This is a genomic window from Luteibacter sp. 621, assembly GCF_050435445.1.
In the GTDB taxonomy this organism is placed as follows: domain Bacteria; phylum Pseudomonadota; class Gammaproteobacteria; order Xanthomonadales; family Rhodanobacteraceae; genus Luteibacter.
Window position 1 is genome coordinate 29,897 of the sequence record NZ_JBNDKI010000008.1, and the last position, 22,519, is coordinate 52,415.

The window sequence follows — 22,519 nt, forward strand, 5'->3', positions numbered from 1 at the left end:
ATTGAGCCAAGGAGCAGCGCATGGGCGACGCCCGCCGATACCATGACCTGACCTCGCCGTTCCGCATGAAGCGTGGCGGCGAGCTGCACGGCGCCCGCGTGGCGTATGAAACCTGGGGCACGCTGGATGCCGCGCGCAGCAATGCGATCCTCATCCTCACCGGCCTCTCGCCCAGCGCGCACGCCGCCGCGAATGCGGAAGATCCGACGCCGGGCTGGTGGGAAGAAATGATCGGCCCGGGCCGCGCGTTCGATACCGATCGTTACTTCGTCATCTGCGTGAACTCGCTGGGCAGTGACAAGGGTTCGACCAGCCCGGCCTCCGTGGATCCCGCCACAGGCGAGCCCTACCGCCTCACCTTCCCCGAGCTATCGCTCGAGGACGTGGCAAATGCCGCCTACGAGGCGGTCACGCACGCGCTGGGCATCACCCAGCTGGCTTGCCTGGTTGGCTGTTCCATGGGCGGCATGAGCGCGCTGGCGTACATGGTGCTGCACCCGGGCTCGGCACGTACGCACATCAGCGTCGACACCGCGCCGCAGGCGCAGCCTTTCGCGATCGCCATTCGCTCGCTGCAACGCGAAGCCATCCGGCTCGATCCGAACTGGCGCGAAGGCCACTACGAAGGCGGTGTGTGGCCCGATCACGGCATGAGCATCGCCCGCAAGCTCGGCGTCATCACCTACCGCTCGGCCATGGAGTGGAATGGCCGTTTCGCCCGCATCCGGCTCGACCCCGACCAGCGCGAAGGCAACGAGCCGTTCGGCTTCGAGTTCCAGGTGGAGTCCTACCTGGAAGGCCACGCACGCCGCTTCAACCGGCAGTTCGATCCCAACGCATACCTGTATCTCTCTCGCGCCAGCGACTGGTTCGATATCGCCGAGCACGGCGGTGGCGACGTGATGCGAGGCCTGTCGTTGATCCGTGTCGAACGCGCGCTCGTCATCGGCGTAAGCACCGATATCCTGTTCCCACTGGAGCAGCAGGAGACGATCGCCAAGGGGCTGGAAGCGGCCGGGGCGAACGTCGATTTCGTGGCGCTGGATTCGCCGCAGGGCCACGATGCCTTCCTGGTCGATATCGAGAACTACAGCCGGGCCATCGGCGGCTTCCTCCGCAGCCTGTAGCCCCCAGCCATCGCGCGCAAGCGCGCTCCTACAAGGGCAAACGCGGACCTGTAGGAGCGCGCTTGCGCGCGATCCGCGGCACCCGCCGCGGCCGGAATGCCGCACTGTACGGCCCTGCACGGCGCCCCGGCGGCCGCCCTGCTATGATCGTGGGCAGCGCTACGTCCCCACGTCCCAGTAAGAGGTTCCACCCATGCTCACGGTCGAATTCCCGGGCTGCGGCAAGCTCATCAAGGCGATTGACCACGCGGTCAGCCAGCCGAGCACGCCTGCCATTACGGATACCCTGCGCAAGGCCCTGTGCCAGCTCATCCGCTCGCAGGAAGTTGTGCTGCCGGCCTGCGTGTTCGAAGCCGCCACGGACCACTACGCCCGGCGCGAGCTCTACCGCAGCGAAGAGCATGGCTACAGCGTGGTCGCCATGACCTGGGGCCCCGGCCAGGGCACCAAGATCCACGACCACAGCGGCATGTGGTGCGTGGAAGGCGTGTGGAACGGCGCCCTTGAGATCGTCCAGTACGAGCTTATCGAGCACGATGCCTCGCGCTACCACTTCCGCCCGGTCGGCTCGATCGAGGCTGGCCCCGGCTCAGCCGGCAGCCTGATCCCGCCGCACGAGTACCACACCATTCGCAACCCGAGCGCCGATGCGGTGACCGTCAGCCTGCACATCTATTCCGGCCGCATGACCCAGTGCGCGGTGTTCGATGAACAGGGCGATGACTGGTACCTGCGCAACGAACGCCAGTTAGGTCTCGACCAGGTGCACTGATTCCCGCATAATCGCCCGCTCCATGCCGAAATGGCGGAACCGGTAGACGCGGCGGACTCAAAATCCGTTTGTAGAGATACAGTGTGGGTTCGAGTCCCACTTTCGGCACCAAATAGCAAAATCAGGACCGATCGACCCTTCCAGGCGATCACAGAAACCCGCCCCGTAAGGCGGGTTTTTTGTTACCCGTCTTCTCAGGGCATGCCAGGGGGACCCAGGACAGCCCCTGTTGCATGTGAGTAACTTTGTGGGTAAGGTGGAGTCGTACTCACCGAGAGCCCGCCGGTTACTCACATGCTCACCGACGCCAAGCTGCGAACCCTCAAGCCGAAGGCCGCCCTGTACCGGGTGACTGACGCTGCTGGGCTCGTTATAGAGGTGCCAGTGAGCGGGGGTCTCCGCTGGCGCTTCCGGTACCGGTTCGAAGGCAAGGCCAAGATGCTGAGCCTCGGGACCTACCCGTCTATCTCCCTCGCCCAAGCCCGCCTGCGGCGTGATGCGGCCCGTGCCAGCATCGCTAACGGCGTTGACCCGAGCGCGACCCGTCAGGAGGCCAAGCGGGCCCGTTCCCTGGCTCTGGCCCCTACCCCCACGTTCCGCTCAGTCGGCAGCCTTTGGCTGGCTCGGCAGGACGTGGCCGAGGTCACGGCAAGCAAGAACCGCTGGCTGCTGGAAAGCTTCCTCTACCCCGACCTAGGCGATCGTCCGATCAAGGAGATCACCGACCGGGAAATGCTGACCGCCCTCCGCAAGATTGAGGACGCGGGCAAGCTGGAAACGGCCAAACGAGCCAAGATCAAGGCGGGCCAGATATTTCGCTACGCCATGTTGGAGGGCCTGACGGACCGTGACCCCACCGGCTCGCTCCGTGGCGCTCTGAAAGCCCCCAAGGTGAAGCATCACGCCGCGATCGTTGACCCACTCAAGATCGGCGAGCTACTCCGTGCCATTGATGGCTTCACGGGCCAGTACGTGACCCTGTGCGCCCTTCGGCTCGCCCCGCTGGTGTTCGTGCGTCCGGGCGAACTGCGGACAGCGGAATGGGCTGAGTTCGACCTCGACGGCTCCTTGTGGCGCATCCCTGGGCCCAAGATGAAGATGAAGGCTCCACACCTCGTCCCGCTTTCCCAGCAGGCCGTGGCGATCCTTCGTGAGCTACAGGGCTTCACCGGCAATGGCCGCTATATCTTCCCCTCCCTCGCCAGTGGCTTACGCCCGATGAGCGAGAACACGGTCAACGCTGCCCTACGTCGCCTTGGATACTCGGGTGACGAAATGACCGGCCACGGCTTCCGCAGCCTGGCAGCTACTCGATTGAACGAAATGGGCTGGAACGCGGACGCCATTGAACGCCAGCTAGCCCATGCTGAATCGAACAAAGTTCGTGAGGCTTACACTCATGCCGCCCAGTACCTCGATGAGCGTACGCGGATGATGCAAGCCTGGGCGGACTACCTCGACGGCCTGCGGGCCGGTGGCAAGGTCGTTGCATTCAAGTCGCAGGCGGGGTCTGCGGCGTAAGAATTCTGGCGCGCTAGTCAGAAGCGGCGGAACGGGGTGTAGCAGCACCCCGCCCGCCTAACCACAACCGAGACACTAGGAGTCACGATCATGGCTAACAACATTGTAGCTGCACGCTTGCCCTCACCGGCGTCCCGTTTGGGGGCCCCTTCGGTCCCGCCCGTCGTCTTCGCGGAAACGACCCAGGAACAGGAATTACTAGACCTGTTCCGTCGTCTGTCACCCCGCGACAAGGTGGCAATCCTCGCAGCCGTGCGGCCCCTCGCCGACATGTCCGCTCTCTCCACCAGCGCAAAGAACTGAGGACGCGGCCATGGGCAACGAACAACTAGTCATTTCCGCAAATGAGACTTTGGTGCTGGCTGACGACTTGGGATTGCGTGACGAGGTAGATAAGAAGCTCCTCCAGGCATGGTCCCTTGTACAGAACACCTATGGCGAAGGCGACAGCTTCCGCAGGCTGTCAGACGACATCCAAGAAGCTTACATGTACACGATTAGCGACCTTCTTGACTCGGTTCGCTCGGCCTGGCGAGAGCTTGAGCGCCGCCGTATGGCTAATCGGTAACGACCCATCTCTTTCACGAACATCTAGCCCGCCCTAACCGGCGGGCTTTTTTTTGCGCACGCTCATACCGGCAACCCGGGAATCTGCTTCCTGACCATCCGCCACTCGTTCCAGGCGTCCTCCGCGACGATATCCCTGTAGCCACGGGCTTCCTCTCCAGCCAAAGCAAGCTCATAGGCCATCACGACGCAATTTGCGCTGTCTCTGAGCAAAAGCGTTTCGGGTTCAGTCAGGGGCCGACCGAGAGTCCTCTCCGCATGAGCCAGCACCGCGACGAGTGCCGGGATGAATACGAGCACCTTAGTCTTCGGATCAATATCTTCCATGGTGCATTCTTCGGTTGTTGATGGGTGTCGTTGTCAAGGTTTACTAAAACCCCCCGCGATCCTAACTTGGCCTCAAGCACCGCAGTGAGGCGACCTGAGCCCCGGATAGCCAGCCTGCGTGCCCATCACTCCTAGTCCTTAGGAACTAAAAACCCCCACCACTGCGAATGGTGAGGGCTAGGAGCTTTGCCAACCAAGGCCGTGCTCTCCGGGCAACGGCACCAGCATGGTAGGAAAGGATTTTCCGCCACGCAAGGTGTCCCGAAGAGTAGGCCGTCATCTGAGACGACCACATGACCCTGATGTCCGATGTGTCGGGCCCGCTTGTGCCCGAAATTCCTATCAAGTTTCTCCGTCTTCCCCAAGTTTGCGAACGGACGGGCCTCTCCCGTGCCCAGGTGTACCGTTTGCAAGCTGCGGGGAAATTCCCTTGCCGGGTAAAGCTGGCGCTCTCGACCAGCGCGTGGGTGGAATCTGAAATCCAGGCGTGGGCGACAGCTCGCATCGCTGATTCACGGGGGGACGCATGAGCACCGCTCCTCGTTGCCCTCGTTTCGACTCGTGTAACGCAAACATCTGCCCCCTCGACCCACGCTGGCCCCTCGCTCAGCATATCCAGGGCGAGCGCGTTTGCAGCTTGCTTACCGAGTTGGTCAAGGTTGGAGGCCAAACTCGCGTCGCGGGCATTGTGCAGCCGGACCAGTTCGCCACGCTCGTTCGCGAGTGGCCGAAGGTGGAAGCCCGTTGGACAGATATTAGGTCACGCCTCAAGGCTTCGGCTAAGACCGGCTCCCGTATTGATATCGCACGGGCGCGTTTTCACCACTCGCTACAAGGATCGCAACACCACCCCCTGCCCGATGTATTCCCCCAGTCGTCCGGCCCTTGTGCTGGGGTGCTTGGAGAGGCAGTTACGGCAGCCGGAGGTTCGCTATGAAGCCTAGGTACGACAAGCGAGCCAGGCATACCGGGAAAGGAGCATCGGCGGAGGGGCACCGCCTCATCGTGCCAGCAGCAGTGTTGAATTCGCCGAACTATCGGGGCCTTAGTCACAAAGCAAAAGCTCTCATTCTCGACATGGGCGCGCGATACAACGGGTTCAACAACGGGAACCTCGCCCTTCCCTGGTCGTGGATGAAGACTCAGGGTTGGAGATCCAAAGACACCTTGCAACGGGCGATCAGGGAATTGTTAGGCGCTGGGATGATCGAGCTTACACGTCAGGGCGGGATGCACGCCCCTAGCCTGTACGGTTACACATGGTTTCCAATACATGAGGCGAAAGTAACGCTGGACGTACCGTTTACCACGGTCGCATCAGCCAAATGGCGGACTCATGGCGAGCCGCTAAAAACAGAAGTCCCACCCCGACTATCGGGTCAATGTACCCCGACCATCGGGTCAATTGAGAAGAAAGTGGCGTGACTTGCCTCGTAATCGCCCCGACCATCGGGTCAATTTTGACCTTTTTACCGGTGTTTGTGCCCCGACTATCGGGCTCCTTTAATATTTACCAAGGGCTCTACGGTTTATGAGCATCCACTATCTCCCCATATACCACCCAACGACCCCAAACGACGCGTCAGTGACGCGTGCCGACGCGTCGAGACTGTCCGCATCGAAAGCGGACAAGATGCAGACAGAAAGTAACGCTGTTAGTAACGCTCTCACCGTTACCGAACGTTCGCCAGGCTGGAACAACCGCAAGCCGGACATCCAGCGGGTGCAGCTCGGTGCTTGCACGTTGCTAGCAGTTCCCTATCGCCGATGGGCATGGCGTCGCCATGAGCGAATGGTGGCTCAGCGACATCACATGGAAGCTTGACCCATGGCGGACGGCGGGCGGGCCAAAACACAGGAAAGGACGGGGCAGAGTACCGCCCCGCCCGCGTTGCTATTGAAGTAACTGAAGGACAGCCGGGCTCAGCGGAGCTTGCGCATTTCGCACTAAGGCCGTGGAGTCCGAAGAGTGGCTCTCATTGTCACCGCCGTATCTGGCCGAGAATGTGTACTGTTTCTGCCCTGCCGGGAGGACATACGGGAATCGCTGTATGGTCGAATCTGCGAATATCAGGGTGCATCCGCAGCCCGAATCGCTTTTTCGAGTTATTCCAGTAGACCAGGCAACAACCGCCTCATTCTTTGTGATCAGTTCACCGTTTACATATATGTTGATATTGCCGCCAAACGCATTGTTTCCAGGCTCGTATACGAGGTGCTTACCCGTAACTTGAACGACCAGCATTACTGGCTTGCCGGGAATCACCGGTCCTTCCACTGAAATGGCGGTCCACGTTGTCGACTCCGCAGATGCGGCTCCTGATGCCGCTAGAAGCGCAAGGGCCACCGCCAATCCGGTCCGTCTTGCGAAGTCTCCGTTCGGTTTGACCTTCACAAGAGCCCCCTCAGTTCGGGTTGACGGAGAAGGACCGGATGACGCACGAGTCTGCGTTGAAATCGTAGTCGAAGCCAACCTTTGATCCTGTCGCCTTGGCCGATAGGATCGCCGCCCAAAGCAACTTCTGTGTATCAGAGTCGGCGATCGGGTCAAGATTCAGATGCTGGTTGCTGCAAACAGAGCCCGTATAGAAGAGGACTGGGGTAATGCCGCCGTAGCTCTGAATTTGAACGGCACTTGCAAGTACTTCCGTGTGTGCAGTTGCCATTACAGAGGCGCTTGCACCAAGAGCAAGCATGCAGGAAACGGCGACGACGCCCTTGCGGATAGACTTCGAAAGCATGTGATTCCCCTTTGAGGTTTGCGCTCCGGAAATTCGGAGGGCGCGGGGATCATGCGGGGTGAGAATCGGCCGAGTATGTAGGCGGTGTCCTGTCTGGATGTAGGGGAAGCCCTACATAGCGCAACAGCCAGTTGCCTATGTGATAAAGGTCGCAATCAGGGCGTGATCAGCTTCGTAAGCCCAAGCACGACTTGCGCACGCCCCATGACAGAAGATCCACCCCAGGAAGGGTGCCACCCTCGCCATGTGTACCTGCACCTTGTACGTAGTACCCGCACGGCGGCGGATTAACCGGAGGCAAGGCCAGGCAGAAGGTCAGCGGCGTTACATGGAGGCTTGAGGCGACGCTGCCCCGTGGGACAGACGCGGTACAACTATGGGACAGGCCGTAACGCTATCAGTAACGCCTGACCGTCACTCAATCATTATGTTCGTCTTGCGACCTAAGTAATCTGAGTTGTTATACCTAGATCGAGCCCTGCGGAATTTCCGGCGAACCCAATATCGGAAATCTGTACCTTCTTCTCACTGAAAGGAAGTTTCTGCTCAAACCCCGAAAGATCGGCCAGCTTGATGGGGCCAGCAGAGTTCAGATGGCCATTCACGAACCCAGTGATTCCAATCGGGATCTTAATCTCATACCCGAAGATCTTGATTCTCAGGACGATGTCAAGGTCCTCGAAGGACGGATTCGCAAAGACAATTGCCGATTGAGAATGAAGAAGAATTCTTGCCTTTCCGGCCTCTAGCCTTAGCCATCCTGTTGTAACGGAGGCGCATCGCTTCCAGCCAAACACCTTAATGCAGACCGTCACCCTTACCCGAACAGAAAACGAAACGTCGCGAAGCTCAATCGGGTTCCCCAGTGCAAGAGTGGGCTTTGAAATGGACACCTCGACCCAGTCTATCGATGCACTTACAGAAACAGGCGAGGCAATAGTTCGTATCGCCTTTTCAAGAGCCTGGGACGAGGAGCCATAAACGTCAGCTTCGTCCGTCCCCTTGTCTTGTATCGCATCGGCGATCACTTTGAGCGCGGCCTTTTGCTCCGGAGTGCAAAAGTCGTCGTCAATAATTCCCTTTTTCAGGCGACGGGCGGCTTCCAATATCACCGTTTCGAAGGTCCTACCCACCTCTGGAACAAGGATCGACTGCGACTTTTCGGCGGACGAGATGTCACGCTCGTCCGCGTCAGATATCGCTGACTGCGGGAAGTGAAGCTTCAATGGAAAGTCAATGGAATCGACGATCTTCCGCCCCATGATAGTGGTCAGAAGTAATTCGATGTCAGCGGACATTTTTGCACCCTCAAGTGACGAAGCCTGAGTTCAAAGCTATCGCAGCATGAAGTTGCGTCGAAATAGAACGAGAGGCGTAAGTACGGATACGTTGTATCGCTGACGACTCACTCGGAAGAGTGAATTGAATGACGCCGCCTTTCAATCGATCATGGTGTAAGTACCTTGGCTAGCCGCAACATGGCATGGCCGTATCCCGGCAACGGCTCCATGCCAGAGTCACGGAGAAGTACGGCAATGTCCTCAGCCGCCTCGGCGACCAACTCTAGTCCGCCCTCCTGGGCTCTTGCCACGATGAGCCGTACGCGAAACCTAGCTTCGTCCAGATCATCGGCTAACGCAGCATCGTTCATGGCCTTTGCGTCCATGCTCAGTTCGGCCAACATCAAGAGTTGTTCGGTACGCGATTCCATAGGCTGAGCATACCGCCAGGGCGTCTAATCCGCTGAGACCGCTCAATCGTACATTGCGGCCATGACTGAGCTGACTTGGACATCATCTGACAACCCAGCCCACTTTGTTCACGCCACACTAGGCGGCAATGGTAGGCGATTTGCCAGCCTGGGCCGAACCGCCCAAGGTGTCATGCTGTGCCTATATCCCACAGGATGCACGGGCGAAGGCCGTAATCACCCGGTAGCGTCACCAGAGCAAGGAAAGCGATTCCTTGAGCGATGGGTGAAACACCACGAGGCCAAGGTTACACGCCCGTATTCTCCCAGCCGTCAGCCTGGGTGGCCTTTCCCACTGGACACCTAGGGTGTGGCTATCGCCATCTACCACCCGATGATCGAAATGAAATCGAAACGACCGACTTGTAGATCACTACGACCGGGATGCCTGATCACCCACACCGCACGTCATAATGCACAGGAATACCAGCGTGCTAACGGCGGCCAAGATGGTTGATCGGGTGCGAGGCGGTCTCACTTATCGTCCGACTCTCCGAGGACCCAGCGCTTGAGCCACTTGGGCATGGCTGCAACCTGACCTAGCGGAGGCCGCTCACCCGGCTTCAAACGAACTAGGCGCCACAGCAGGTATACCGAGGCGGCACCCATGCAGGCCATGAAAGCGACGGCAAGGCCCCAGTCGACGAGCCGGCTACGGAAGCCAACCGCAACTCCCAGTAAGAGCAGGCACAAGCTAACTTCAACGAATGCTAGCGGCGGGCCAATTTTCCAGCGGCGCTTTGGGTCCATTTGAACAGTCTACGCCGGCAGACGGATCAACGCAGTGCTATGTCCGCTCTCGGTGCCCAGGATGGCCCACCAAGTTACTGATTGTCGTGAGCCTCACGCGCGATTACCACCGTGGCGACGATGATCACGCGCCATGGCGTCCGTGATCTGCCACTTTGGCTACGTCTCGCAAGCGGGCTGGTGGACTCGCAGTTATTTGGCACTTTGCAGTTACGTGCGGATAAGACCGTATAGGACTGCTTGAAACTGAATGGGCATCAAAAGGACTTGTCCTCATTGTGAGGTTTTCAGAATCCGGGTGTATTGTGAATTGGTCGCAGAAGCGACCTCATCTTTCTTTGGTGATCGCAATGATTAGCCAGGCTGCACCTGCGCTCCGATTCGAGCGCCTTCCGGTCGTTTGTGACCGTATCGGTGTTACAAAATCTACGCTCTACAGGTGGATGGAATCCGGCCACTTCCCTACCCCAATCAGGATTGGCGAATATGCGGTTGCCTGGGATTCTCGGGTTGTTGATCGGTGGATGCTCAACCTCATTTCGAAGGCCGAAAAAGACGCGGCTGCCATGGCCTGGGCGGACTAAATCGCCTTGTTCGATCGCCATGCGGGTTTGGCTGGGCTGGCGCTTTCATCCACCCCTATAGCCGCAAGCGTAACCACCGGCCACCCGTTGTTATCGATGTAGTGCCGGATGCCGTTGTTTCGAAGGAAAGCCAGTTGCCGCGCGCGAGTATGGGCCCGGGTGAACTCCGCAATTTCCTCGCGAGATAGGCACAGCTTACTTAGCTCGACCACCGCTCACCCCGTGGTATGAATCGCCCGAGGGTACGACCGGACCTTGAAGAAAGTCTAGATTCACTTCCGAATGGCGGCCGGGAGTGTTCGCGCGCAGCACGATCAACTTAGGCCCTGCCGCCACAGGAGCCTCCCCGACGCCGTGCCGGGCAACGCACGGCTCCTTCAATCAGATTCGAGGTACGCACCATGGGTGGCCGCACTGGCATCCCCGCCTTCAACAAGATGCTGCTGAACGCCAAGAGCAACATTGGTGGCGATCCGGATACGGCCGCGTTCCTTACGGCCCGCAACCTTGTGGCCCAGGAGTACGCGAAGATTGCCTCGTCGGCGACGGGCGCTGCGGGTACGACAGACAGCTCGCGTGAGCATGCCCTTGAGGCCATCAATGCGGCTCAGACTCCCGACCAGCTCCGTGCCGTCTACAAGGCTCTCAAGCAGGACATCCAGAACCAGAAGCAGGCGAACGTGGACAAGCTCAATGACCTTACCGCCCGCAAGGTGCAGTTCGGCAACGTAAGCCCCTCGATGAGCCAGCCCACGGCTCAGCCTGCCGCCACGAACGGCGGCTGGTCTGCCCGGAGGGTCGATTAATGCCCGTCTTCCATGTAACCGGTCCGGATGGGCACACGTACGAGATCAACGCACCCGAGGGCGCAACAGAGCAGGACGCCATTGCATACGCCCAGGCGAACATTGCCAAACAGGCACCAGCTTCGACCCAAGCGCCAGCGCAGCCCGAGCGATCGCTCATGCAGCGTGCGGGTGATGCCATTGCCCAGGGCTACAAGGACGTAAACGACTTCGGCAATAACCTGGGCGATGCCTTTGCCCATCACGTAGCAAGCGTGCCGGTGGGCCTTGCCCAGTTGGGCATGCACGGTGCCAAGGCCGTTGGTGACTTCGTAGCACCGGCTGATAACACCCTTTCGGGCTTGGTAACTGGCAAGCAAAAGGGTAACTGGCTCGACCAGCAAACCGCCGCGTACGACAAGTGGGTTCAGGATCGCGAGCAGGCTTACCAGCAGTCGGTGCCGAACTCGGTAGGGAGCTACACGGGCGCAACGCTCGGCGAGGTTCTTCCTTGGGCTACCGGTATCGGTGAAGCCCGGGCCCTCGGCCTGTTGCCCCAGGTATCAAGCACCGCCGGAAAGCTGGGCTTGCTGTCCGCCGAAGGTGGCATCATGGCTGCGACGCAGCCCATCGCGGACGGTGGCGATAACTACGGGTCGGAGAAGGCCAAACAGGTCGCCGTAGGAGCTGCTACGGGCCCGGTTCTCTACGGTGTCGGCCAAGGTGCTGGCGCTGTAAGCCGTGGCGTAGGCAACCTCATTCAGCACGTCACCAACCCGCAAGCCGTGGCGGATGCCAACATCGCCCGGCTTTACGGGAGTGATCCTGCGACCGTGGCCAAACTGGCAAATGCACCTCAGTTGGTTCCGGGTGAAGTGCCTTCTGCCGCTCAGGTCTTGCAGACGCCCGACGCCGTACAGGCCGAACGCATGCTGCGCAACAACCCTGCTTCCTCGGCTGCTTTCGTAGCTCAGGACAACGCTAACAACTCGGCCCGAGTCGGATTGCTTAGCGATGACAACATGTCGTGGTATTCAGGCGCGTTCATGTCGGTCTCGGTCGGACCGGGCTGCACGGTATTGACCGTGATTCCGCGCGGGCCGAGATCGCGCGCGAAGCCGCGGGTCATAGCCTGCACGGCACCCTTCGACGCACTGTAGACGGCGCCGCCAGGAAATGCCGAGCGGTCAGCGACGATGCTCCCTACGTTAATGATGCTGGCGCCCTCGCCCATGTGTCGCTGTGCCGCGTGGACGCCCGCGTAAACCGCACGGACATTAATCGCGAACGTGCGATCAAACCCATCGATACCTAGGGTTTCCACGCTGCCCCGCTCGAGCACGCCCGCGTTATTAACCAGGATGTGGAGGCGGCCGGTGCCGCGCGCGGCTTCGTCGATCGCGGCACCAAGCGCGGCCGCATCGGCGCTATCGACCTTTACGGCTTTCGCACTGCCGCCGCCAGCGATGATCTCAGCGACGAGCGCATTCGCCGCCTCCGCCGAGCTTGCGTAGGTAAATGTCACCGCAGCCCCCTCACCCGCGAGCCGTCGAACCACGGCCGCACCAATGCCGCGGGAGCCGCCCGTCACGAACGCCACCTTTCCTGCCAAACCCTTCTGGCTCATTTCGCACCCCATTATGGATTGAACGATCAATTATTTGGTCGAAATAAAGGCGGGTGAAAACCCGCCTTTATCGTTACCGTCATAGAGGCTACAACATTCTGGATCGTTCTATCAACTATTGGTGCGGTGCCAGCGCGCGTACCGCGACCGAGATGATCTGCCTCAGCACCTCGTTCGGCGCACCGCCACGAGCGGCGATCTTCAGGCCGGAGAGCGTGGCCAGGAGGAATTGCGCGCCTGCGCGCGGATCCACACCGGCGGCGATATCCCCACGTTGCGCACCATCGCGCAGGCGGCTCTCAAATGCCAGCAAGGTGCGCTCCCCCACGGCCGTGGTAACCGCGTTCACATCGGCCGCCGTCGTTCCGAACTCCGCCACGGCGTGGATGCCCAGGCATGCCGTCCCATGCGGTGTGGCTGCCGTCTCGGCGAAAGCGAGCAAGGCGCGCTCGATGCCGTCGAGCACGTTGGCATGCGCGAACATCGCGACCAGCGTGGACCCCACGCTCGCCTCCGAGTAGGTGCGAAGCGCCTCAAGGTAGAGCGCGCGCTTGTCGCCAAAGGTGTCGTACAGGCTCTGCCTGCCGATCTTCATGGCATCAAGCAGCATAGGCGTCGATGTGCCCTCATACCCGTGCTGGGCAAATGTCTCGATGGCCCGCTGCAAAGCGGTACCCCTGTCGAACTCGCGTGGGCGTGCCATGGCGCCGATTCTGGAATGAAAGGTCAAGCATACGCCACTCCGCTGCTTACATGAAGAAATGCCCTACGGCTCACGGCGCCGAGCGCCGATGCCACGGCACCAGGTTTACGCGTAGCTTCCCTCGGTACCACTTTTTGGTACCATACCGTGAAACCACGCCACCTCCGCACACTCGAACTCATCTGCACGCGGCCAGCGTCGGGCAACGTCAAATGGGCCGATATCGAAGCCCTCTTCCGTTACCTGGGCGCGCAGATCAGAGAAGCGGAAGGGTCACGCGTCACCGTGATCCTCTTTGGCGAGGTAAGGGTCTTCCACCGGCCGCACCCCAGTCCGGATACCGACAAGGGCGCCGTGGCGGATATTCGCAAATGGCTCAATGGCAATGGAGTGATCGCATGAACAACATCATGGTCATCGATGGCTATCGGGCGGTCGTCAAGTACGACCCCGACATCGATATGTTTCGCGGCGAGTTTGTCGGCCTGAACGGCGGCGCCGATTTCTACGCGCCCGATGTGGAAGGCCTGCGTCGCGAAGGGATCGTCTCGCTGCGCGTCTTCATGGAGGCCTGCCGCGAAGCAGGTATTTCCCCCGAGCGCACCTTTTCAGGCAAGTTCCAGGCACGCGTCACCGCAGAGCTGCACCTGCGCTCGACCGAGGCGGCCGCGGCACGGGGCATCAGTCTCAACCAGTTTGTCCAGCATGCCATGGAGCGTGAGCTCCAGGCCGTTTAACCCCTACCGCGCAGAGGCCGCCGCCGGGTAGTCGGTGGTGGTCTCGAACTCGGCGTACGGGTTGGACGCCTCGCGGATATTGCCCAGCGGCACACGCTCCGCCACCCCCATCAGGCGGGCCCGGAGCGCGGCCACTTCCCGGATTTTTTCGGACGCCGCGTAGGAGTACTCGTTGGTCATTTCAAAGGCCGCGACCACGTTGCCGTCTTCACTGCGCATGATCCACGGGCGGCGCGCGGTAATCAGCCCCGCACGCTGCATGGCTTCGTAGATCTCCAGCAGGATGGAAATCACAAGGTCGGTGCGGCCGGGGAACGGACGGTAGCCCACGATGATCGAAGTCGCCACGGTGCTTCGCCTCTGCCGGGTTTGATGAACGTGACAAGCATCGTTACGGCGACCCACCGCCGTCAATAGGGGATGCCTGTCAATTCGGCACGAGTTCGCCGCGCGATCAGAGCTCGCGGGCCACGCGGAAACCCACGCGTGCGCTGCGCACATCCGCGGCGGCGCCCTGACGGTAGGCCGAACGCACCATGTCCGGTGCACTGCCCCACGAACCGCCGCGGATGACCCGGCGACCGCAGCCCGGGTTGACCCAGGCCTCCCCCGTGCGAGGGGCGCGGATGTAGTTATCGTGCCAGCAATCCGCCACCCACTCCGAGACGTTGCCACCCATGTCGTAAAGACCGAACGGGTTGGGCGAGAAACTCATGACGGGGGCCGGCCCCCAGTAGCCATCCTTGTAGGCGCTGAAGGCGTTGCTCCAGCGGCGGCCCGAACCCGAGCGATCGTTGCCGCCGGTCAGGTTCTCCACGTGCGATGAAGGGGTGCCATCGCCCCACCAATATCGCGTGGTGCTGCCGGCGCGCAGCGCGTACTCGAACTCGGCTTCACTGGGCAGGCGGTACTTCTTGCCGGTGCGCTGCGAAAGCCAGTCGGCGTATGCCTTGGCATCGTTCCAGGAAATGTTGATCACCGGGAGGCGATCCTGGCCGGGCTTGCCCGCGTAATCGTCCTGCCACGTGGCCGACGCGTCATCGCGCAGGCCGCCACTCTGCTCATCGTAGATGCTGCTGCCGCCCAGCGATTGTGACTGCGGCACGTAACCGGTTGCACGCACGAAATCGCGGAACTGCCCGATCGTGATGGCGCTACGCGATAGGGCGACGCCCTTGTCCATGTCGACCTCGTGCGCGGGCGATTCGTTGGCATCGTGGCCGGTCTCGCCATCGGGCGAGCCCATCATGAATTTGCCGGTGGGCACCACCACCATGGGCGGTGCCTGGCCGGTCGAATCAACGAAGCGATCGGCGAACACCTGGCCAGGCTTGTAGCTCGCGTAGAGCTTGGCGTTGGTCACGCGCTCGTTGAAGTCATCGATGCCCGCAAGGTCGGGACTGACCTGCTGCGCCTTCGCGGCCAGTTGCTGCGCCAGCTCCACGTTGCCACCATCGAGCGCCGAGCGTGCCTGGGCCAGCATGGCCGCGCCGCTCTGCCTGCGCATGCCTTCGATCCGGCCGCGGGTATCCTGCAGCGCCTGCGAGCCCGGCTCGATGGCCGCCGCCTCGGCAAGGGCATTATCCGCCGCAGCGAAATCGCTTTGCGCCACGGCAGCGAGCGCCTGATCGAGCACTACGTGCTGCACCTGGCTGATGCCCTGGATCGCCACGGCGTTCTGCGGATCGAGCTGAAGCACCTGGCGATAGGTATCGAGCGCGCTGTCACCGCGCGGCTGGTTCGCATGGCCCGCCTGCAATTGCGTCGCAGCCGTGGTCAGCAACGGGCGCACCTTATCAAGGACGGCCAGTTGCTGAACCAGCGGCTGGGCGTCCTTCGCACTATTGGGTAGCGCCTTCAGGGCGGCCAGGGAGTCGCGCGCGGCGTCGGCGTCGCCCAGCGCAATGTCTTGCTCGATCTCGGCGACGAGGCGCGCCCGGATTTCATCCATGCCCGAAAGCGCACGTTCGCTATCAGCCTTCTCCTTGAGCGCGCTGGCGTAGAGCGCCGCCGCACTATCCTTGCTGCCTACCAGGCGATCGGCGGCCAGCGCCTTGTCTGCGCGATCCAGCAGCGCGGTCAGCTCCGGCGAATCCGGCGTGGCCTGCGGCGGCAGTTGCACTTCATTGGTTTTTTCACGACGGCGCGCGGCGATGACTGCCGCTGGCGCCAGTACCAACGGCGGCCCGGCATCCACCTCCGAGGCCACGGCCGTCGGCGCAGCCTGCGGCCGCTGGTCGAAACCCATGGTGCCGGGCTGGCTGCGCAGCGGCGTGCGCGCCGACATCTGGCCAGGCTCCACATGCAAAAGCTGCGGAAAGAAGTGGTAGAACAACGCGAACCCGAGCACTGCCACGCCCATGGCGCCGCCAATGGCGCGCTGTCGGCGGACGGTCTCGGTGTTGGGCATGGTGGGCGGTTCCGCGTGGGCCTGCTATCGTGCGGTGCCACCTTAGGGAATCGTGCGCTGCAGGGCAACACGCGTGCGCGACCCCGTTTATCTACAAGGATGCCCCATGTCATCGAGCGAACTCGCTCCCGCCGCCCCATGGATCGAACGCCGCGACGAACTGGCCGCCTGGCTGGCGCCGGTCGGCGCAGGCGCGGTCGTCGGTCTCGATACCGAATTCATGCGCCGGAACACGTTCTACCCGCAGCTGGCCCTGTTGCAGCTTGCGCATGAGGGCCGCTATGCGCTGATCGATCCGCTCGCCTTCCCGCTGGGCGAAACGCTGCGGCCGGTCTTTGCCGAGCAACCCGTCGTCACGGTGATGCATAGCGCCGGCGAAGACCTGGAGGCCATGTCGCCGTTCCTGCCGGATGGCCCGCACACGCTGTTCGATACCCAGATTGCCGCCGCGTTTGTCGGCATGGGCCTGGGCATCAGCTACCGCGCGCTCGTCGCCGACCTGGTCGGCGCGGAGCTCGACAAGGGCGAGACGCGCAGCGACTGGCTGCAGCGCCCGCTGACCGAATCGCAAAAACTGTACGCCACGCTCGATGTGGTGCACCTGCACCCGGTGCACGCCATCCTGAGCGAACGGCTGGAAGAGCGTGGCCGCTCGGCATGGCATGCGGAAGACTGTGCGCGGATGAAGCGCCGCGCCAGCCAACGCGAAGGCGATCCGCAACCGCAGCGCGGCTTCAAGCCCGCAGCGGATTGGCCGCGCGAACGCCAGGCCCTGCTCCGCCGCATCCTGCGCTGGCGCGAGACCACAGCGCGCACGCTCGACAAGCCGCGCTCGTGGCTGCTCGAAGATGCCCATGCACTGGATCTGGCCGGGAGCATCCCCAGCGACATTGGCAAGCTCGAGGAACTCACCCGCGGCACGCGCGCCTTGCGCTCGGCACAACGCGAGGAGCTGTTCGATCTGGTACGCCGCCCCGTGGAGCCGGAAGAGATCGCAGCCACGGCGTCTGTCATCGGCCACCCGGCAGGCGAAGCCAAGCGGGCCATCAATGAGATGCGCAGCGCGATCGATACCCTGGCCAGCCACCTGGACATCCCGCCCGGCCTGCTCTGCTCCCGTCGCAGCATGGAGGAGTACGTGATGACCGGCGGCGAATGGCCTGAGGCCCTTGAGGGCTGGCGCAAGGCAGTGCTGTTCGACAGGCTGTCAGCCCTGCTTCCCGGCTGACCCGGCCAAACGGTTTTCGGGGGGACTTGGCGCCCTCTGGAACGCCTGATAGTATTTATCGCTCATGTGGGGCCATAGCTCAGCTGGGAGAGCGCGTCGTTCGCAATGACGAGGTCGGGAGTTCGATCCTCCCTGGCTCCACCAAAATTACAAAAGAGAAGCCCCGGAATTCGTTCCGGGGCTTTTTTAGTTCAGGCGGTCCGGTTAGCCCAGGTACGGGCGCTGGCCGCCGAACAGCACGCGGCTGGCAAACGTGCGCCACGCCGCCGGGGCACGGTCACCCAGCAAATAGGTGCCCGCGGCCAGGGCCTGTGCCCGCAGCATGACCGGCAACCCATCCAGCATGGGCTCTGCCGAAGCCCCCTTTCCGCCGCGAACAGCGGTGATGAACTGCTGCATCTTCGCGGCTGCGCCGGGTGCATCGAATTCTTCATCAACATGGGCGAGCACGTCGGCGACCGCGGCATGATGCGGATCGGCTCCGGAAGCCAGTGCGAACCATACGGTCTGCTCGTTCATGCCTTCGGTCAGCGACAGGTGACCGGCACGCGTACGCAGCGCACCAGAGGCGCCACGCGATGCCGCGGCGAGGCGTAACACGTGCCCTTCGATCGACGTACCCCTGGCCATTTCAACTGCCTGGTCCAGCTCACCGCGTTCCAGCAACGACAGCGATCGATAAGGCCCCTCGACATCCGGCGCCCCTTCCTCCACCAGCAACGCCGTTCGCAGCCACGGTGACATCACCATGAAGCGCATCTTCTGCGTGGCCGCGTGCGCCGGATCCAGCAAACGCTCGAGCCGAAACGCTTCGGGGGCCATGCCCCGTGCGATGGCAGGGCTCTTGCTGATAGCGAACTCGTAGCCCTTCAGCGCCTCGTCGTAGCGCCCATGTTCCGCCGCGCCCGATGCCGCCGCGTTAGCGAACCACGCCGAATCGGGGTACTTCCGGTACCCCTCCGCGAACGCCCGGTCGCGTTCAGCGCCGGCCGGCGCACAGCGGGCTACCAGGTAGGCAAGATCACCGTCACCCGGCCTTGCCATGGCCAGTTCACGATCGCGTGCGCAGACCTCATCGTGCGCGGTGCCCTTTGCCGCGTTCTGTTCTGCGCGCATGGCCACGATATCCACGGGGAAATATGCACGCCTTGCGGCCAGCGCTTCGGAATATCCCGGTAGCGAGGCGCCCATCGCGATCCAGTCAGGTAAGTAGCGCGATTCCGGCTGGTCGAACCTCACATGGGCCAGGATCATGGCAGCCCGTGCGGCCTTATCCGCCACCTCATCCACGTAGGCATCCGGCTCCTCGCCCTCGAGCGGCCCGATCACCGAGCGCGTGCCGCCGTCACTCTTCGTATCGATTTTTCCGGGAGGTGGCACGAACACGAAATCGGCGGACACCGGTTGCCAGCGCTGCGGCGCCATGACTCTGGGTGGCTGCGGACGGGCGTTCCCATACGCCGCAACCCATGATTTCAGCGGCTCGGCCCCGGCCACCGTGTAAACCAGTTGCGTTGCCGAGCTATCCACCGGCGCGTCGAAGGATTCGATCGGTTCGCCGTCCGCGGCTTGCGTCACGACCTTCAGATCATGCCCGGTGCGTACACGCAGCGACATGTGCGCGTGCGAGGGCAGTTCCACGCGCTGGCCATCGACCGTGGCGACGATCCGTCGGTCGAGACCGTTGTAGACCAGCAGGCTCGCCTGGTCCACCACATAGCCAAAGGCCACCACGGAGCCAACGACGGCAACGGCTACCACGGTGCGCGCGAGGCCCGGGAAGAAACCACTCGCGGAAAGGAAGCGCTCCCAAAAGCCTTGTTTGATCCGGCGGCGACCGCGCTCGGCGCCGGCCAGCAACGTGTCGTATTCGCGAGGGGCGCACGGAACGCCGGCGGGCGCCTCGGGCGGCGCGATGCCACGCGTGGCGTCGGCGATCACCGCCTCCGCGCGCAGCAGCTCATCGAGCGCTGCCGAGCGCAGGCTGCCAAGGGCATTGCTGGTGCGCCTTACCCACGACTCGAAAATGCGGATCCAATCGTTGATGTTCGTCCGATTCGGCGCGTTCAGCCCCAACTCGCCCAGTGCCTGGCTCCAGCTGGGCCAATCGAGCCCGGTAAGGATGGCGGGGCCCGGATTCACCTGGGCCGCGAGCGCATACGGCTGGGAAAGCGCGCGGTAGACATCAGCCGCTGCGGCGATGATGCGCCGGGCACCACGCTCATCGATGACGCCGCGCGCGGTCGATACCTGCCATGCGGCACCCAGCCCCGCGTTGGCATCCTTCAGGTTTGCCTCGGCGTGTTCAGCGTAGTGCAACACGGCCATGACGCCGACCATGTAGGCCTTCCAGTCCGGTGAAATCTTCGCGGCCGCAGCGACGTGCAGGCTGCGCACGCGCTTCAAGGCGGTTTCCAGGGATGCCTGGACACTGGCGCGCTCCTTGTCCACCTCGGCGATCGCGCCCGGCAACTGGTTGCGGCGCAGGATTTTACCGCGGTGACGAATCACGCCATCCGGCGCCTCATACACCTTGTCGCGCAGAGAACGCAGCAAGGCATCTTCCCGCTCCAGCGAACGCAGACGCTCAAGATCCTCGGCCAGGCTCGCGGGGTAAAGCTCATCGATGGCCAGCGGGCGGGTGATGGCAGCCTCTTCGAACAACTGCTCCACACGCGCAGCATGGCGCATGGGCGCATAACCCAGGTAAATCCCCCGGTAGTGAGCCTTGAGATGCTCACGACCGAAATACACGGCAAGGTGCGCCAACGTGGCGTCCATCGGAACGGTCGGATCCTCCGAAACGCCCGCGAGTTCGCCAGTCATCTGCTCACGCAGGGCCTGGGCGTTATCGAACACCAGCCATGCGCTGCGTTCGTCCGCAGGGGCAAACAGATAGTGGCGCTTGGCGTTGGTCTCCCGCTCGTGGTTCATCGGATGGGTGGACCACATGCGCGGCGGCTGGGCCAGTTCGCCCTTGAACACGCGGAAAGCGGCACCGCTGCCCAGGGGAATCACCGGCCGCTCGCCATAGGCGGGGTCGTTATAGATCTGGCCAAGGCGCTGGGCGAGCGCAATCTGTACGTCGAAAAGATCGCGCGGCGGCCGCTTTGCCGCCATTTCGTTGCGCAGGAACGCCAGGCTGCGCTCCCAGGCGTCTTCCGCGGCCTCCAGGCGGTGCAGGGCCAGGATCAGTGCATCGCTGCCGGTCAGCGAGACCGCGACCAGGTCGGCCTGCATCTCCATCTCGCGGGAAAGCATGCGCTGTGCAACGACCACGAGCCGGAACACCACATCGACGATAGCCCGCACCGCCCACACCACGGTGCCGAGCAGCCACCCGATCCACGCGATGCGGATATCCAGGCGCGAAAGCCGGCGCAGGAACGCATCCAGCGCGTCACGCTTTACCACGATATGGCTGGCGATCTGCTGCGCGGTGTAAACCCAACGGCCCACCGCCATGGAACGCTGGGCGAAATGGCCGAACTCGTGCGCCAGCACAGCCTTTAGCTCACCGAGGTTCAGCATGTTGACCAGGGCCAGGCCGATCTCGAGATTCTTGCGCGAAGGGAACAACAGGTTGAAGAACGAAAGGTCGTAAAAGACGCCAGCGTTCACCCGCGCGGAGACATAAACCCTGTGAGGACGCGGCGCGCCGGCCTCGTCCGCCAGGCGGTCGAGGAACGCGAACAGGCGGGGCTGGCCAGCCCGCGTGAGCTCGATGCCCGGCTTATCGGCGCGCGCCTTGCGGAAAAACAGGCCCTTTACGAGGAAGAACGCCAGGAACAGGCTGCCGATACCGGTCAGGAACGGCACGAAACCGCCGCTCGCGATCTTCATGAGCTGGCTCACACCGATCCAGGCGAACCAGGCGGTCAGCGCCAGGTACAGCACGATAAAGAGCATAAGGCTCGCAACCGCGATCCAGGCGTGCCGCTTATAGGCCGCGCCCGGGCGCGTGAAAGCCGCGGGCACCTGGGCGGGCCCAACCGGATAAATCGTTTCCATCCCTAAAACCCCTGAATCCGTGTGCGGTACACCCATTGCGGGTAACCGCGTTTATTCCCCTAGGCCATCTTGCCCCGTGCCGATGGCACCGGTAGTGTGCTTCGCAAGGATTTGAGGCGTCAAATGAGGCCCGGCCGGGCCCTTCACGGGAGCCAGCGATGTCGTGGGATATTCCGTTCGCCATTAAGGTGTTCACGGCGATGTTCGCCATCATGAACCCCATCGCGAACGTACCGCTGTTCCTGTCGCTCACCGATGGCATCACCGACAGGGACCGGATCAAGGTGGCCTGGGCCGTGCTTATCGCGGTCACGATCGGCTGCGTGGTATCCGCGGCGGCAGGCGCGGCGATTCTCGCGGTATTCGGTGTCACGGTGAACGACTTTCGCATCGCTGGCGGCATCATGGTGCTGCTCATCGCCCTGTCGATGCTGCACGGCACGGAGAGCAGCCAGCACAATCCCACGCTCTCCGAGGCGGAAGCACTGGCCGCGGCGGAAGATGTCGCGATCTACCCGCTCGCCATTCCGCTGCTGCTCGGCCCCGGCGCTATCGCTACCCTGATCGTGCTTGGACAGACCGCGCGCAACGCGCACACGGAAATGTCCATGGCCCTCGGCCTGGGGGCCTTCCTCGTCATTCTTGCCATCTCGTTGCTTGGCGCCCCCTACATCGCGCGCTATCTCTCCGCCAAGGCCGTGGGCATCGCCCGGCGCCTGATGGGCATGATCCTGGCCGCGATCGCTGTGCAGATGATGGTCTCGGGCATCCGTAACGCCTTCCCCAGCCTGGGCTGATCCTGAACAGAATCGGCAGAGCGTCCACGAAAAATCGACATAAATGCCCTGAAAGTGCCGGATATGCGTAACCCGACCACCG

Annotated in this window: 21 protein-coding genes and 2 tRNA genes; 13 read left to right on the forward strand and 10 right to left on the reverse strand. The window is 62.4% G+C overall.

Annotation, left to right across the window (positions count from 1 at the left end):
• The first annotated feature begins 20 nt into the window (after positions 1-20).
• From metX to ABIE56_RS10545, 5 genes are all read left to right on the forward strand, one after another.
• Complete coding sequence (gene metX, locus ABIE56_RS10525; RefSeq protein WP_429243766.1) at positions 21-1,127, forward strand: homoserine O-acetyltransferase MetX; 1,107 nt, start codon at positions 21-23, stop codon at positions 1,125-1,127.
• Positions 1,128-1,320: 193 nt separating this feature from the next.
• On the forward strand, positions 1,321-1,899 hold the full coding sequence (locus tag ABIE56_RS10530) for a cysteine dioxygenase (protein WP_429243767.1): 579 nt from the start codon (positions 1,321-1,323) through the stop codon (positions 1,897-1,899).
• Positions 1,900-1,923: 24 nt separating this feature from the next.
• Positions 1,924-2,010 (forward strand) — tRNA-Leu (locus tag ABIE56_RS10535).
• A gap of 183 nt (positions 2,011-2,193) precedes the next feature.
• Positions 2,194-3,420: a tyrosine-type recombinase/integrase gene (locus ABIE56_RS10540; protein ID WP_429243768.1), complete on the forward strand. Its 1,227-nt coding sequence runs from the start codon at positions 2,194-2,196 to the stop codon at positions 3,418-3,420.
• A gap of 313 nt (positions 3,421-3,733) precedes the next feature.
• The gene (locus ABIE56_RS10545; protein WP_429243769.1) at positions 3,734-3,988 is read left to right on the forward strand and encodes a hypothetical protein; all 255 of its coding nucleotides are present in this window, start codon (positions 3,734-3,736) and stop codon (positions 3,986-3,988) included.
• 62 nt (positions 3,989-4,050) lie between these two features.
• On the opposite strand, the gene ABIE56_RS10550 is transcribed toward ABIE56_RS10545, so the two are convergent.
• Positions 4,051-4,314, reverse strand: coding sequence for a hypothetical protein (locus ABIE56_RS10550; protein ID WP_429243770.1), 264 nt, complete (start codon positions 4,312-4,314; stop codon positions 4,051-4,053).
• A 302-nt stretch (positions 4,315-4,616) separates the two neighbouring features.
• Here ABIE56_RS10550 and ABIE56_RS10555 point away from each other — a divergent pair, with 302 nt between their 5' ends.
• The gene (locus tag ABIE56_RS10555) at positions 4,617-4,844 is read left to right on the forward strand and encodes a helix-turn-helix transcriptional regulator (RefSeq protein WP_429243909.1); all 228 of its coding nucleotides are present in this window, start codon (positions 4,617-4,619) and stop codon (positions 4,842-4,844) included.
• 1,875 nt (positions 4,845-6,719) lie between these two features.
• Here ABIE56_RS10555 and ABIE56_RS10560 read toward each other — a convergent pair.
• From ABIE56_RS10560 to ABIE56_RS10570, 3 genes are all read right to left on the reverse strand, one after another.
• The gene (locus ABIE56_RS10560; RefSeq protein WP_429243771.1) at positions 6,720-7,055 is read right to left on the reverse strand and encodes a hypothetical protein; all 336 of its coding nucleotides are present in this window, start codon (positions 7,053-7,055) and stop codon (positions 6,720-6,722) included.
• A 443-nt stretch (positions 7,056-7,498) separates the two neighbouring features.
• A complete protein-coding gene (locus ABIE56_RS10565; RefSeq protein ID WP_429243772.1) occupies positions 7,499-8,353 on the reverse strand; it encodes a hypothetical protein in 855 nt (284 codons plus the stop codon).
• A gap of 149 nt (positions 8,354-8,502) precedes the next feature.
• Positions 8,503-8,766 carry a hypothetical protein gene (locus ABIE56_RS10570; protein ID WP_429243773.1) on the reverse strand — a complete coding sequence of 88 codons (264 nt, stop codon included), beginning with the start codon at positions 8,764-8,766 and terminating at the stop codon, positions 8,503-8,505.
• Between the two features lie 1,139 nt (positions 8,767-9,905).
• On the opposite strand from ABIE56_RS10570, the gene ABIE56_RS10575 reads away from it, so the two are divergent.
• Positions 9,906-10,139 (forward strand): helix-turn-helix transcriptional regulator, encoded by a 234-nt coding sequence (locus tag ABIE56_RS10575; RefSeq protein ID WP_429243910.1) that lies wholly within the window; start codon positions 9,906-9,908, stop codon positions 10,137-10,139.
• Here ABIE56_RS10575 and ABIE56_RS10580 read toward each other — a convergent pair.
• A complete protein-coding gene (locus ABIE56_RS10580; protein WP_429243774.1) occupies positions 10,136-10,351 on the reverse strand; it encodes a DUF4224 domain-containing protein in 216 nt (71 codons plus the stop codon). The two genes, ABIE56_RS10575 and ABIE56_RS10580, sit on opposite strands and share 4 nt — an antisense overlap.
• 189 nt (positions 10,352-10,540) lie before the next feature.
• Here ABIE56_RS10580 and ABIE56_RS10585 point away from each other — a divergent pair, with 189 nt between their 5' ends.
• Complete coding sequence (locus ABIE56_RS10585) at positions 10,541-10,945, forward strand: hypothetical protein (RefSeq protein WP_429243775.1); 405 nt, start codon at positions 10,541-10,543, stop codon at positions 10,943-10,945.
• A gap of 949 nt (positions 10,946-11,894) precedes the next feature.
• Here ABIE56_RS10585 and ABIE56_RS10590 read toward each other — a convergent pair.
• Both ABIE56_RS10590 and ABIE56_RS10595 read right to left on the reverse strand, forming a co-directional pair.
• Positions 11,895-12,563, reverse strand: a complete 669-nt coding sequence (locus ABIE56_RS10590) for an SDR family NAD(P)-dependent oxidoreductase (protein ID WP_429243911.1) — start codon at positions 12,561-12,563, stop codon at positions 11,895-11,897.
• Positions 12,564-12,666: 103 nt separating this feature from the next.
• Complete coding sequence (locus ABIE56_RS10595; protein ID WP_429243776.1) at positions 12,667-13,254, reverse strand: TetR/AcrR family transcriptional regulator; 588 nt, start codon at positions 13,252-13,254, stop codon at positions 12,667-12,669.
• Between the two features lie 147 nt (positions 13,255-13,401).
• Here ABIE56_RS10595 and ABIE56_RS10600 point away from each other — a divergent pair, with 147 nt between their 5' ends.
• Complete coding sequence (locus tag ABIE56_RS10600; RefSeq protein WP_429243777.1) at positions 13,402-13,656, forward strand: type II toxin-antitoxin system HicA family toxin; 255 nt, start codon at positions 13,402-13,404, stop codon at positions 13,654-13,656.
• Positions 13,653-13,991, forward strand: coding sequence for a type II toxin-antitoxin system HicB family antitoxin (locus ABIE56_RS10605; RefSeq protein ID WP_429243778.1), 339 nt, complete (start codon positions 13,653-13,655; stop codon positions 13,989-13,991). The genes ABIE56_RS10600 and ABIE56_RS10605 overlap by 4 nt, the downstream gene beginning before the upstream one ends.
• Positions 13,992-13,994: 3 nt before the next feature.
• Here ABIE56_RS10605 and ABIE56_RS10610 read toward each other — a convergent pair whose 3' ends face one another.
• Positions 13,995-14,339 (reverse strand): hypothetical protein, encoded by a 345-nt coding sequence (locus ABIE56_RS10610; RefSeq protein ID WP_429243779.1) that lies wholly within the window; start codon positions 14,337-14,339, stop codon positions 13,995-13,997.
• A gap of 106 nt (positions 14,340-14,445) precedes the next feature.
• Positions 14,446-16,401, reverse strand: a complete 1,956-nt coding sequence (locus tag ABIE56_RS10615; RefSeq protein WP_429243780.1) for a formylglycine-generating enzyme family protein — start codon at positions 16,399-16,401, stop codon at positions 14,446-14,448.
• Between the two features lie 106 nt (positions 16,402-16,507).
• Here ABIE56_RS10615 and rnd point away from each other — a divergent pair, with 106 nt between their 5' ends.
• The gene (gene rnd / locus ABIE56_RS10620; protein ID WP_429243781.1) at positions 16,508-17,629 is read left to right on the forward strand and encodes a ribonuclease D; all 1,122 of its coding nucleotides are present in this window, start codon (positions 16,508-16,510) and stop codon (positions 17,627-17,629) included.
• Positions 17,630-17,697: 68 nt separating this feature from the next.
• Positions 17,698-17,773, forward strand: a tRNA-Ala gene (locus tag ABIE56_RS10625).
• Positions 17,774-17,833: 60 nt separating this feature from the next.
• On the opposite strand, the gene ABIE56_RS10630 is transcribed toward ABIE56_RS10625, so the two are convergent.
• The gene (locus ABIE56_RS10630) at positions 17,834-21,640 is read right to left on the reverse strand and encodes a M48 family metallopeptidase (RefSeq protein WP_429243782.1); all 3,807 of its coding nucleotides are present in this window, start codon (positions 21,638-21,640) and stop codon (positions 17,834-17,836) included.
• Between the two features lie 158 nt (positions 21,641-21,798).
• On the opposite strand from ABIE56_RS10630, the gene ABIE56_RS10635 reads away from it, so the two are divergent.
• On the forward strand, positions 21,799-22,437 hold the full coding sequence (locus ABIE56_RS10635) for a MarC family protein (protein ID WP_429243783.1): 639 nt from the start codon (positions 21,799-21,801) through the stop codon (positions 22,435-22,437).
• Positions 22,438-22,519: the final 82 nt, after the last annotated feature.